The sequence below is a fragment of the Seonamhaeicola aphaedonensis genome (genome assembly GCF_003386195.1).
In the GTDB taxonomy this organism is placed as follows: domain Bacteria; phylum Bacteroidota; class Bacteroidia; order Flavobacteriales; family Flavobacteriaceae; genus Seonamhaeicola; species Seonamhaeicola aphaedonensis.
On record NZ_QRDX01000005.1, the window covers coordinates 260,539 to 272,707 of the forward strand.

At 35.2% G+C, this 12,169-nt stretch carries 10 protein-coding genes; 4 read left to right on the forward strand and 6 right to left on the reverse strand.

Annotation, left to right across the window (positions count from 1 at the left end; translation table 11 throughout):
• Positions 1-124: 124 nt before the first annotated feature.
• Positions 125-1,744, forward strand: coding sequence for a SulP family inorganic anion transporter (locus tag DFQ02_RS10060; RefSeq protein ID WP_116524299.1), 1,620 nt, complete (start codon positions 125-127; stop codon positions 1,742-1,744).
• 41 nt (positions 1,745-1,785) lie between these two features.
• On the opposite strand, the gene DFQ02_RS10065 is transcribed toward DFQ02_RS10060, so the two are convergent.
• The 3 genes from DFQ02_RS10065 to DFQ02_RS10075 all read right to left on the reverse strand — a co-directional run bounded on the left by DFQ02_RS10065 (position 1,786) and on the right by DFQ02_RS10075 (position 3,832).
• Positions 1,786-2,232 (reverse strand): HEAT repeat domain-containing protein, encoded by a 447-nt coding sequence (locus tag DFQ02_RS10065; RefSeq protein WP_116524300.1) that lies wholly within the window; start codon positions 2,230-2,232, stop codon positions 1,786-1,788.
• Positions 2,233-2,291: 59 nt separating this feature from the next.
• Entirely contained in the window at positions 2,292-2,747 is a 456-nt protein-coding gene (coaD, locus tag DFQ02_RS10070) for a pantetheine-phosphate adenylyltransferase (RefSeq protein WP_116524301.1), read from the reverse strand.
• A 101-nt stretch (positions 2,748-2,848) separates the two neighbouring features.
• Entirely contained in the window at positions 2,849-3,832 is a 984-nt protein-coding gene (locus tag DFQ02_RS10075) for a D-alanine--D-alanine ligase (RefSeq protein WP_116524302.1), read from the reverse strand.
• A gap of 136 nt (positions 3,833-3,968) precedes the next feature.
• On the opposite strand from DFQ02_RS10075, the gene DFQ02_RS10080 reads away from it, so the two are divergent.
• Together DFQ02_RS10080 and DFQ02_RS10085 are read left to right on the forward strand one after the other, a co-directional pair.
• Complete coding sequence (locus tag DFQ02_RS10080) at positions 3,969-4,529, forward strand: PASTA domain-containing protein (RefSeq protein ID WP_116524303.1); 561 nt, start codon at positions 3,969-3,971, stop codon at positions 4,527-4,529.
• 9 nt (positions 4,530-4,538) lie between these two features.
• Positions 4,539-5,576 (forward strand): RluA family pseudouridine synthase, encoded by a 1,038-nt coding sequence (locus DFQ02_RS10085; protein WP_116524304.1) that lies wholly within the window; start codon positions 4,539-4,541, stop codon positions 5,574-5,576.
• 287 nt (positions 5,577-5,863) lie between these two features.
• On the opposite strand, the gene DFQ02_RS10090 is transcribed toward DFQ02_RS10085, so the two are convergent.
• Complete coding sequence (locus DFQ02_RS10090; protein WP_116524305.1) at positions 5,864-6,667, reverse strand: alpha/beta fold hydrolase; 804 nt, start codon at positions 6,665-6,667, stop codon at positions 5,864-5,866.
• An 844-nt stretch (positions 6,668-7,511) separates the two neighbouring features.
• Between DFQ02_RS10090 and DFQ02_RS10095 the strand changes: the two genes are divergently transcribed.
• Positions 7,512-9,779 carry an aconitate hydratase gene (locus DFQ02_RS10095; protein ID WP_116524306.1) on the forward strand — a complete coding sequence of 756 codons (2,268 nt, stop codon included), beginning with the start codon at positions 7,512-7,514 and terminating at the stop codon, positions 9,777-9,779.
• Positions 9,780-9,902: 123 nt separating this feature from the next.
• Here the strand turns inward: DFQ02_RS10095 and DFQ02_RS10100 are convergent, their stop codons facing one another.
• The gene (locus DFQ02_RS10100; protein ID WP_116524307.1) at positions 9,903-11,135 is read right to left on the reverse strand and encodes a porin family protein; all 1,233 of its coding nucleotides are present in this window, start codon (positions 11,133-11,135) and stop codon (positions 9,903-9,905) included.
• Positions 11,136-11,347: 212 nt separating this feature from the next.
• Positions 11,348-12,052, reverse strand: coding sequence for a fatty acid desaturase (locus DFQ02_RS10105; RefSeq protein ID WP_220340261.1), 705 nt, complete (start codon positions 12,050-12,052; stop codon positions 11,348-11,350).
• Between the last annotated feature and the right edge of the window lie 117 nt (positions 12,053-12,169).

The following is a 12,169-nucleotide window of genomic DNA, read 5'->3' on the forward strand; positions in this document are numbered from 1 at the left end:
GTTAGCAATGCAATAGCTATTATAATTAAATTCAAACGTTTTAGTCTTTCTATGTGTTTAATTATAGTAAATTACTTGTGACTTCTTTTATTAGCCTTAAATTTGCACTCTCAAAAATCGAGCCATGACAGAATTTATTAGAAAGCGTGCTAAAAATGCCAAAAATGATATTTTAAGTGGAGCTACAGTAGCTCTTGCATTAGTTCCCGAAGCGGTTGCGTTTGCTTTTGTAGCTGGTGTAGATCCTCTGGTAGGTTTGTATGCCGCTTTTATGATTGGTTTAATTACGTCTATATTCGGGGGTCGCCCAGGCATGATAAGTGGAGCCACCGGAGCCTTAGCAGTTGTTATGGTTAGTTTGGTTGCCGAAGGTAATGCTATGGGGGCTCCAGAAGATAACCTTGGATTGTATTACCTGTTTGCTACCGTAATTTTAATGGGATTAATACAAATTTTAGCAGGTGTTTTTAAACTGGGAAAGTTTGTAAGATTGATTCCACATCCAGTAATGATGGGGTTTGTTAATGGTTTGGCAATTGTAATTTTCTTAGCTCAATTAAAAATGTTTAGAGGTGCCGATGGTGCTTATTTTGCAGGTTCAGAATTATGGACCATGTTAGGTCTTGTGGCTTTAACAATGGGTATTATGTTTGTGTTACCTCAAATCAAACTAACAAAAAAACTACCCGAGGCTTTAATAGGAATCTTGGTTGTCTCAGCCATTGTAATTTTCGGAAAATTGGATGTTGCTACTGTGGGTAGTTTTATTAGAGATGGAGGAGGGGAAGGTTTGAAGGGAGGCTTGCCACAATTTCAAACAGACATATTTAGTAAAGTGCCTTTCAATTGGCAAACTCTCAAGTTTATTGGTCCTTACGCCATCATATTAGCAGCTATAGGATTGATTGAATCTTTAATGACATTAAACTTAGTTGATGAATTAACAGAGACTAGAGGTAATGCTAATAAAGAATGTATGGCACAAGGGGGAGCTAACATTATTACTGGACTATTTGGTGGTATGGGAGGTTGTGCTATGATTGGACAGTCTATCATTAATATTAAAGGTGGTGGCCGTGGTAGACTTTCAGGAATAGTTGCCGCTGTTTTATTACTTATTTTCATATTATTTGCATCTGAATACATTGAGCAAATACCTATTGCTGCCCTAGTTGGCGTGATGTTTATGGTGGTTGTAGGAACATTTGCATGGAGTAGTTTTAGAATACTTAGAAAAATTCCAGTTACCGATGCTGTAGTTTTAATTGCTGTTTCATTAATAACTGTTTGGAAAGATTTAGCAGTTGCTGTCATTGCAGGAGTTATTATCAGTGCTTTAGTATTCTCTTGGGAAAATGCCAAACGTATTAGAGCCCGAAAGCGTATGAAAGACGATGGTACTAAAATTTACGAAATTTGGGGGCCGTTATTTTTTGGGTCTATCAAGGCTTTTAATGAAAAATTCGATGCAAAAAACGACCCTCAAAATGTTGAGGTTGATTTTGTGGAGTCAAGAGTAAGTGATCATTCAGCTATTGAAGCTATCTATAATTTGGTTCATAAATATGAAGCCGAAGGAAAATCAATCAAGCTTAAGCATTTAAGTGAAGATTGTAAGGTGTTGTTATACAAGTCCAGTCCAAAATTTAGGGAAGTTATTGTTGAAGATATTGATGACCCGCGTTATCATTTAGCTGAAAACCCTGAGGCTTTTACCAAAGGGCTTTCTGAGTATAAGCTTTAAATTGGCTAAAAGTTTCTTTGTATCTTCGCAAGAAATAGAAGCTAACGTATAGGTTTTTTTAATTGTTCTTTAACTCTTTCAAAACTTTTTTTGCTGGCACGTTCCCAGCGGTAAATATTATACTTTTTACCTTTGTTGGCTTCTTGTTTTGCTTTTTTATTACGTTGTTTTTTTACCCAATCAAAGCGCTTTTTAATTATAGTAGCACCTAATTCATCTTGGCATCCAATTTGGTCAAGGGCGTTCAAAACAGCTATTGATACGTTTTGAACTTTGTCATCAATACTTTTAAATAAAACAGGAATGGAAGCACTTGAACCTAGTTCACCTAAAGCTTCTGCGGCTAGTTTTCTGGTTTTATAATTACCATGTTTTAGTGCATATTCAATTCTATTTACATAACGATACAGCATCCAATTGTAGATATCATTTTTACATGGCTGTATATTACTTAATTTAAAAAGGAAATATTTAATGTGGTGTAACATGAACTATTATTCTTACTTAATTAGTATAGAATAATTTGAAAATGTTACAAGGTAAAAATCTATTTCATCCTCACACTTTGGGGAACAAGTTTTGTGTAATCACCGTTATTTCTAATAACATCACGCACTATCGAAGAGGCGATATATGATGTTTCTGCCGATGTTAGTAGAAAAACAGTTTCAATTGGAGCTAGATTTCTATTGGTATGTGCAATAGCTTTTTCAAATTCAAAATCTGCAGGATTACGCAAACCCCTTAAAATGAATGCTATATCATTTTTTTTGCAGAAATCTACTGTTAATCCCTCATATGTCATTACCTTAACTTTAGGTTCTTTAGCAAACGCATGTTCAATAAACGCTTTTCGTTCTTCCAATGTGAACATATAATTTTTATCGGAGTTAATACCAATGGCTACTATGAGTTCATCAAAAAGCGTTACGCCACGTTTAATAATGTCGTAATGTCCTAGAGTAATGGGGTCAAAAGACCCGGGAAATATGGCACGTTTCATAAAAGCCCTCTTAATCTCCCCTATGGGGAGAAACGATTGTGTTGTAAATATACAAATCTTTAGATTTAATTAAAGAATTCAGTTTCCCTCTTTAGGAGGGGTTAGGGGAGGCTTATAAGAGCCTCGGTGATAGCATTATCAAACAAATCGGCGAGTGGAATACCTGCTTCGGCAGCTTGTTGGGGTAAAATACTTTCTTTAGTTAAACCAGGTACCGTGTTCACTTCTAGCAAATGGGGTTCACCATCTTTAAAAATGTATTCACTTCTGGAAAAACCGGTCATCTTTAAGGTTTCATAAACTTTTTTAGCAACCGTATTTACTTTTTCTTCCTGTTCTTTGGTTAATCTGGCGGGCGTTATTTCTTGAGATTTCCCTAGATATTTGGCTTCATAATCAAAAAAATCATTTTCACTTACAATTTCGGTGATGGGTAGTACTTTAGTTTCACCTTTGTAGGTTATCACGCCAACCGATACTTCAATACCATCCAGAAACGATTCTATAATAATTTCGTCATCTTCTTTAAAAGCCACGTCTATGGCATTTTGGAAGTCTTCCTTTTTATGGACTTTACTAACCCCAAAACTACTTCCTGCTTTGTTAGCTTTTACAAAACATGGCAGTCCGACTTTTTCAATAATCGTATCTTCATCAATAGTATCGCCTAAATTTAAGTAGTAAGATTCGGCCGTTTTTATACCGTAAGGCTTCAGAATACTTAAACAATCACGTTTATTAAACGTTACTGATGCCTGATACATGCCACAACTGGTGTGCGGAATCCCCAACAATTCAAAATAAGCTTGCATATAACCGTCTTCACCAGGAGAACCATGAATGGCATTAAATACACAATCAAAGGTGATTACTTCATTGTTAAGTTTAACTGAAAAATCATTTTTATTCACTGGAAATTCATCATCATTGTCATCAACGTAAACCCATTTATCTTTAAAAATATGGATGCGATATCCGTTGTATTTCGAATTATTAAGAGTTTCATATACGACGTTTCCGCTCTTTAATGAGATTTGGTATTCACTGGAGTACCCACCCATGATGATGGCAATATTTTGTTTCACAGAATAAAATTGTTAAAGGTTAGTCTGAAATGTATAATAAAACGTAAGTAATATTAGTTAAGCTAAAATATCATATATATCGCAAAAGAAAAAGCAGTTCTGTTTTTATATATTTGCGGTATTCAAAATTCTACCAATGAGCATTATAAAATTCTTAGTAAGCAAAGCTTTTTTAAAACAAATTTTATTAGCAGTAGTAGCGGTTGTTGTATTGTGTTTTTTAATGTTATGGTGGCTGAAAGGATATACCAACCATGGAGATTTTGAAACAGTTCCAGACTTAAAAGGAAAATCCATTAGCGTGGCTCAAATAGAATTAGATGAGAACAATTTGGTGATGCAGATACAGGACTCTGCTAATTTTAATCCAGATTACCCAAAGTTTTCGGTGATAGAGCAGGAGCCTATTGCAGGGACTCAAGTTAAAGAAAACAGAAAAATATACTTAACGTTAAATCCATCAGGTTACCGAAAAATTGAAGTGCCCGATTTAAGAGAGCGTACTTTTAGGCAGGCTAAACCAAATTTAGAAGCGTTGGAATTTAAAATAGGTAAAATTACCTATGAGGATAATATTGGTAAAGATTTAGTTTTAAAAATGTATCATAACGGAGAACTTTTAAAACCTGGTGATAAGCTTGCTAAAACATCCATCATAGATTTAGTACTAGGCAACGGGAACCGTCCAAGTAAATAATTTTTTTCAATGGAGGATTACACACCACAACTTCCCGAGGAAGATAATCTGTACGAACATTATACTTTTACTGTTGGTAAGGGGCAAGCACCCCTGCGTATTGATAAATATTTGATGAATTTTATTGAAAATGTCAATAGAAATAAAATTCAAACGGCTGCTAAAGAGGGTGGACTTTTTGTAAATGATATTCCAGTAAAGTCTAGCTATAAAGTAAAACCCGACGATACAATAAGAGTGATGTTTACGCATCCAACTTATGAAGCCTTGTTGGTAGGTGAAGATATTTCTTTGGATGTGGTTTATGAAGATGAAGAATTACTTGTTGTTAATAAGCCAGCAGGTATGGTGGTGCACCCAGGTCATGGGAATTATTCAGGAACCCTAATAAATGCTTTAATTTATAGGTTTGATAATTTACCAAATAATTCTAGTAACAGGCCAGGTTTAGTACACAGAATTGATAAAGATACCAGCGGTCTTTTGGTAGTTGCTAAAACCGAACATGCCATGGCGCATTTAACGTCTCAGTTTGCAAAAAAAACCAGCGAACGTGAATACATAGCTTTGGTCTGGGGTAACGTTGAAGATGATGAAGGCACTATAGAAGGTAACATTGGTCGTCATCCCAAAAACCGATTACAGAACACTGTTTTTCTAGGTGATGAAGCCGAAAAAGGCAAACCAGCCGTTACCCATTACAAAGTTTTAGAGCGCCTAGGCTATGTCACTTTGGTTTCCTGTAAGTTAGAAACAGGGCGTACGCACCAAATACGAGTCCACATGAAACACATTGGACATACTTTGTTTAATGACGAACGTTACGGCGGTGAAAACATATTAAAAGGAACCACCTTTACTAAATATAAGCAGTTTGTAGATAATTGTTTTAAGGTATTACCTCGTCAGGCACTACATGCTAAAACTTTAGGGTTTGAACATCCAAGAACTGGTGAGTTTATGCGTTTTACCTCCGAAATCCCTGAGGATATGCAACAGTGCATTGAAAAGTGGCGAGGGTATTCAAAGCATCAAGAATTGGAATAAAATGTCACTTCGAGTGTCTTGAACTTGTTTCGGGATGTATCGAGAAGTGGGTGTTATTCAATTTCGCTAGAGATTCTCAATGTGAGTTGGAATTTATTATCCGTGCACAAATCTTGGATAATTCCATTCTTGATTTAACGTTCACCCTATAATCAGGACAACCTAAAGTGGAAAAAACTCGTAAGTAACGATATTACTTACAACGTCGAGTTTTGTAATTGTTCGTGTAATGATAATAAGATCAATTGCGTCAATTTCAAGCAAGTATAGCTTTTACAGAGTTCATGTCAATGATCAGCAATGAACGATCGTATTGACGTAACAAACTCTAGATGACGAGCTAGATTGTCCAACCCGTGCCCCTCGCCATCGATGACCAATAACTTCATGTCTGGCATCAGGGTCTTTAGCTCTTCCAAACGAGCAAGATTCCGATCTTCGCTTCCTACAATTGCAAACGTTGGTACCTTCAAATTTCTAAGTTCCTGTTTGGTTACAACGAGCTGCGAGAACCCTAACACGAGGATGCCGAGTGCTTGAATATCCTGCCCCTGATCTATTAATCGTTGAGGCGGGTTACGTATCATATTGTTAGATCTCCTTTCTATAGATTGCTGGACATCTGCACTCCAGTTCCAAACGGGGGCAAATCCAATGAAGGTCACAGTCAAGAGTCGGTCGGCGTGCGTTGGCATCAAAGGACCAAGAACCCGTCCGCCCATGGAGGATGCTATGATATGGGCTCTATCAATATCGAGATGATCTAATAGCCGAATAATGTCCCGACTCATCTCAAGACCGTACGCTGAGATCTCGGATGGCTTGTCGCTCTTTCCATGTCCTCTGGCATCAAAGGCAATGACACGATAGTCCTGTGCAAGGCTTTTGAATATTTCCAACTGTGACCAATCATTAACGCTCCTTGTATATCCATGCATCAAGATGACAGCTTCGCCAGCTCCTTGCTCGACATAATGGATGCTGATACCATTAGAGTCAAAATATTGGCTTTCGGGTAAGCTTTGAGCAATAACATTTCCGCATGTTATGGCTGTCAGAAAGCCAAGGACTAATTTACTTTTCAAGGTCATATTAATCAGATTATATTTTTTTAAATCATAAATCTACAGTTATGCTTTTCATGACCATCGCGTATCTGAAACGATAATTTCTCCTGATAATTCGGCAGGCTAAAAGTCCGTTTACAAGCCATAATGTTGATAATGAAATTTTTGAAGCTCAAACCTCAAAATATTCTCTATTCCAGCTTCCAGTTCCTATCTAAAATCTTCTAAGGCCTAATTTCTTAAATTACTTACAACTCAGGGTTAAACGTATTTCTGTTTTAAGAATGAAAAGATAATAAATTCCTTAGCAATAATTAGAGAAAAGCTCTTCCTTATAATCTCTAATTATTGATTATCAATTCGCTTCGCGTTAGCGAAGGATAAATTGTGGAATTTAATAGATTGGGAATTCGAGAAACAGAGCCAATTACTTTTAAGCACACGATGGCTCACGTTAGGGCTCGATGCCCTTCGATGGTGATTACTTAGTTAAGGGATTGTTAGTAATTTGGTTTAACCCTGAGATGGAACACATTTACTTTAAGATGCATTGTCTGCGAAGCAGCGTAGATTAAAGTTCGCCATCGGCGAATGTGTTCCATCTCTAGGAATATGTGTCTTTTTAATGACTTATATTCAACGTTAAACGAAGGTAGTTAAAAATTCTTACAAAATCAAGTGGTTTGGTGTCATGTTTTAAAGAAAAAAGTAGTCCACATTTTCTAACGCTTTAAATGAACTTTTTAAATAGATTTTAACAAATTTGGAATAAAAGAAGTCTATTTTAAAGGGTTTTATACGGTGTTCTAATTTTGTATATTAGTGATTCTAAAAAATCAAACATTAACTTATAAAATAAATACAGCTTATGGCATTTGACATTGATATGATAAAAGGCGTTTATGCACGCATGAAAGAACGTGTAGACGCTGCCCGAGATATTGTTGGAAAACCTTTGACACTTTCAGAAAAGATTTTATATAACCACCTTTGGGATGGCATGCCAACAAAATCTTTTATTAGAGGCAAAGACTATGTTGATTTTGCGCCCGATAGAATTGCTTGTCAAGATGCTACGGCGCAAATGGCATTGTTACAATTTATGCAAGCTGGAAAAAGTAAAGTAGCAGTGCCTACTACGGTGCACTGTGACCACTTAATACAAGCCAAAGAAGGTGCTGCTGCAGATTTAAAGCATGCTAATAATACAAGTAGTGAAGTTTTTAATTTCTTAGAATCGGTATCTAATAAGTACGGTATTGGCTTTTGGAAACCCGGAGCAGGAATTATTCATCAGGTTGTTCTAGAAAACTATGCCTTTCCTGGAGGTATGATGATTGGAACCGATTCTCACACCGTAAATGCCGGCGGTTTAGGAATGGTAGCTATAGGTGTTGGAGGTGCTGATGCGGTTGATGTTATGGCGGGTATGGCTTGGGAATTAAAGTTTCCTAAACTTATTGGAGTCAAATTAACCGGGAAGTTGTCTGGATGGACAGCACCAAAAGACGTTATTTTAAAAGTAGCTGAGATTCTTACCGTAAAAGGAGGAACAGGAGCTATTGTGGAGTATTTTGGTCCTGGTGCTATTGCCATGTCTTGTACCGGAAAGGGAACGATATGTAATATGGGCGCTGAAATAGGAGCCACAACATCCACCTTTGGTTATGATGATTCTATGGAACGTTATTTACGTGCTACAGATAGGGCTGATATTGCAGACGCGGCTAATACCGTAAAAGCATATTTAACAGCTGATGAAGACGTTTATAAAAACCCAGAGCAGTATTTTGATCAGGTGATTGAAATCAACTTATCTGAATTAATGCCATTGCTGAATGGTCCTTTTACTCCTGATTTATCTACTCCTGTTGGAAGTGAAATGACTGGAAAAGCAAAAGAAAATGATTGGCCAATTAAGGTGGAATGGGGGCTGATTGGTTCTTGTACTAATTCCTCATACGAAGATTTATCTCGTGCTTCATCCATTGCTCAACAAGCCTTAGATAAAGGTTTAAAAACCAAAGCCGAATTTGGTATCAATCCGGGTTCTGAAATGGTGCGCTATACAACTCAACGTGATGGCATTCTTGAAGTATTTGAAAAGCTAGATGCTACTATATTTACTAACGCTTGTGGACCATGCATAGGGCAGTGGGCACGTTATTCAGACCCTAAAAATGCACCAAAAAATAGTATTGTACATTCCTTTAATAGAAATTTTGCAAAACGAGCGGATGGAAACCCCAATACACATGCTTTTGTAGCATCACCAGAAATTACTGCAGCCATTGCCATTGCAGGTCGTTTAGATTTCAATCCATTAAAGGATAAGTTAATAAATGAAAATGGCGAAGAAGTAATGCTAGATGAACCAACGGGCTGGGAATTACCGCCTAAAGGATTTGATGTAAAAGATAACGGTTATATAGAGCCAGAAGCAGACGGTAGTCATGTAAATGTGGCTGTAAAGCCAGACTCTGAGCGTCTGCAATTACTTGAGCCTTTTGTACCCATAGGAGACTCTATTACTGGTGCTAGATTATTAATTAAAGCGTTTGGTAAGTGCACAACCGATCATATTTCAATGGCTGGACCATGGTTGCGTTTTAGAGGACACCTAGATAATATTGCCAATAATACCTTGATAGGAGCAGTAAATGCCTTTAATAAGCAAACAAATTTTGTGAAAAATCAATTAACTAGTGAATATGGCGGCGTACCAGATGTACAGCGTGCCTACAAAGCAGCTGGCATCAAAACTGTGGTGGTTGGAGATCATAACTATGGCGAAGGGTCATCTAGAGAGCATGCAGCAATGCAACCGCGTCATTTAGGTGTTGCTGCAGTAATTGTAAAGTCCTTTGCGCGTATTCATGAAACAAACCTAAAAAAGCAAGGGATGTTAGGTTTAACTTTTGCCAATGAAACCGATTATGATTTAATTCAAGAAGATGATATCTTCAACTTCCTAGATTTAAATGAATTTGCTCCAGATAAGCCATTAACTGTCGAGGTTGTGCATGCAGATGGTAGTTCTAATATCATAAAGTTAAACCATACCTATAACGATGCTCAAATTGCATGGTACAAAGAAGGCTCAGCTTTAAATTTAATAAAAAAACAAAACGCCTGATTGAACCTTCAAGGATTTTAATACCTTGTTATTTTTCTATAAAATTGAAACCCAACGTTTTTATACGTTGGGTTTTTTTGTAAAGGAAAATTTTAATTTTCTGTTTGATCAAAATTTGTTTAGTTAAAAGAAAGAATAACCAACAATTAATGAAAAATAACGAAATTCTGAACCCCAAGCACCTAGACCATTTAAAATATTGTAGGTTGGTGTGTATCTTAATTCTAAAGCGTAACCTGCTTGGTGCTTGCAACCAACGCCTATGGCAACACTACCACCCGATGTAATTTCTAGATTCTCAGCTGATTTCCCTTCTATTGAAGATGTGACAGTAATAGAAGAATTAAAACTCTGGTTTAATGTACCAAGGACATTTGCAAAAACATTCAATTTTTTATCAGTTGAAAGGTAATATCTAATTCCTAAATTAACATCAATAGCTTGTTGATTTACTTCAACTAAAAACTCTTCACCTGTTGTGAATTTTGAAACAAATGTTTTCTCTGTTTTTAAATTAGTATAAGTAGGTTCAAGAAGTATTGCCCATTTATTGTTATTGAAGCCTAAAATAAATTCGGCTTCAATACCTAACCTAGGAGAAGTAATACCACTTCCTAGATCAAAATTCCTTCTGGAGTTTTCATTTGCTATAAATAGAGCGGAGCTTTTTAAACCTGGGCGAATGGATAGATTGAATAAATCTCTTTTAACTTTTTCATTAAAATTAATAAATTCTGAATTGCTACAGGTATTGTACTTTATAAAGAAATTTACTAAATCGGATTCTCTGTAATTCAATTTCGAAAGTTGATTCATTGATATGTTAGAACACTTTAAAGTATTCCATAATTGGTTTCTAAACATATTGTTATAACCAACCAAGCCTTCATTGGTTAAATAGCTTTTATGAATAAGTTGTACAACATCATCATTATCTTTGTTGAAAAAGTATCTTCTTAAACCTTTGTCTTCATAAGAATATAGATTCCCTTTTCCCTCTACAAGCATTTTTAAAAACAATACTTCCTCATTGAATACTGGGTTTTTATTGTAATCCATTTCTTTTAGTGAATTACTTGATTTATCAATATCAACTTCAAACCTTACGTATTTTGAAGAGTTAATAATGCCAAATTCTTTTACCGACTCGATCGACAATATTTTAAGTTGCTCATTTTCAGTAAGTTTGTATTTGAATTCTGTTGGGTTATTTAACCAATCTAAATCATTAATAAAGCAGCTTACTTTTTTGTTATTATTATCAATATAATAACCTTTTTTTAATGAGCTTTGAGAGTATGCTTGAATTCCAAAAATTAAAATTAAAAGTATAGTTGCTTGTTTCAGTGCTTTCATTCTATATAGTTTACTTTGGCTATTTAGTTTAAAATAAATAGTTTGTGGTTCTGTTAAACTTTTTCGTTTATTGGCAGGGAAATTAATAAAAATCTGACAGATTGATATTACATATCATGTAAATTGTTAAAAAAAGGTTTAACGACTTTTATGTCATTTTAGATATGTGTTCAAAACGAGATGGTTATGATCAATAAAGTTTAAGGAAGATACTATTTCGTTTGCCAAAGACGCCACCATGGAACTCCTGGAGCATCGTGATGTTCATAGTGATAACCAAAAAAATAACAACTTAAAAATGCCCATAAATGATTCTTTTTCAATGTACCAGATTTATGCTGGTTGTTATTATGAGCATCATGTCTATGTGGAATATAAGTACCAAAATAAAATAACTGAAACGTGGATAAAATACTTGGTAAAACCCAAAATAATATTAGGTTTTCCAAAGGAAAGATGAGTTTTAATAATTGCAAGCTTACGGTTATTAAAATGAGTTGTTTTAAGGTAATATAACTTTTTATAAAGTTCCAATACCACAACCAGAATTTACCAGATTCATGGTAATCTGGATCATCATGAGAGGCCACGTGATTGTGGTGCATATGATGTTTACGTAATAAATAATCATAAAAATTGAATGCAAATAAAAAAGCGGTTAATCGACCAAAAAATGAATTGACGCTTTTCTCTTTAGAAACAGTACCATGCATGGCATCATGAGCCGTTATAAATAATCCCGTGTATAAATGTGTTTGAATAAAAATGAATAGATACGTTATTATATTGCTGTAATCAATCTTCCAATTCAGTAAAAAAACTAAACAAAAGAACCAAGTTAGGATAACTACAGAACCTATAATGGTACCTATAGGGTCAATGGCTTTGGATAATATTTTCTTTTTATTATAAGACAAATTTTTTGTTTAAAAATATAAAAAAAATATTAAACAAAAATAATAAACTCGACAAAATAATGATTTTGCTCTACAAGAAGTTTTAAATAATTAATACTTTATTAAATAAAAAAAAGT

Excerpts from the sequence above, each read along its gene's own strand:
- DFQ02_RS10085 (WP_116524304.1), top strand. The coding sequence starts at position 4,539 with ATGGAGGATTACACACCACAACTTCCCGAGGAAGATAATCTGTACGAA.
- DFQ02_RS10090 (WP_116524305.1), bottom strand. The coding sequence starts at position 6,667 with ATGACCTTGAAAAGTAAATTAGTCCTTGGCTTTCTGACAGCCATAACA.
- DFQ02_RS10080 (WP_116524303.1), top strand. The coding sequence starts at position 3,969 with ATGAGCATTATAAAATTCTTAGTAAGCAAAGCTTTTTTAAAACAAATT.
- DFQ02_RS10100 (WP_116524307.1), bottom strand. The coding sequence starts at position 11,135 with ATGAAAGCACTGAAACAAGCAACTATACTTTTAATTTTAATTTTTGGA.
- coaD (WP_116524301.1), bottom strand. The coding sequence starts at position 2,747 with ATGAAACGTGCCATATTTCCCGGGTCTTTTGACCCCATTACTCTAGGA.
- DFQ02_RS10065 (WP_116524300.1), bottom strand. The coding sequence starts at position 2,232 with ATGTTACACCACATTAAATATTTCCTTTTTAAATTAAGTAATATACAG.
- DFQ02_RS10095 (WP_116524306.1), top strand. The coding sequence starts at position 7,512 with ATGGCATTTGACATTGATATGATAAAAGGCGTTTATGCACGCATGAAA.
- DFQ02_RS10060 (WP_116524299.1), top strand. The coding sequence starts at position 125 with ATGACAGAATTTATTAGAAAGCGTGCTAAAAATGCCAAAAATGATATT.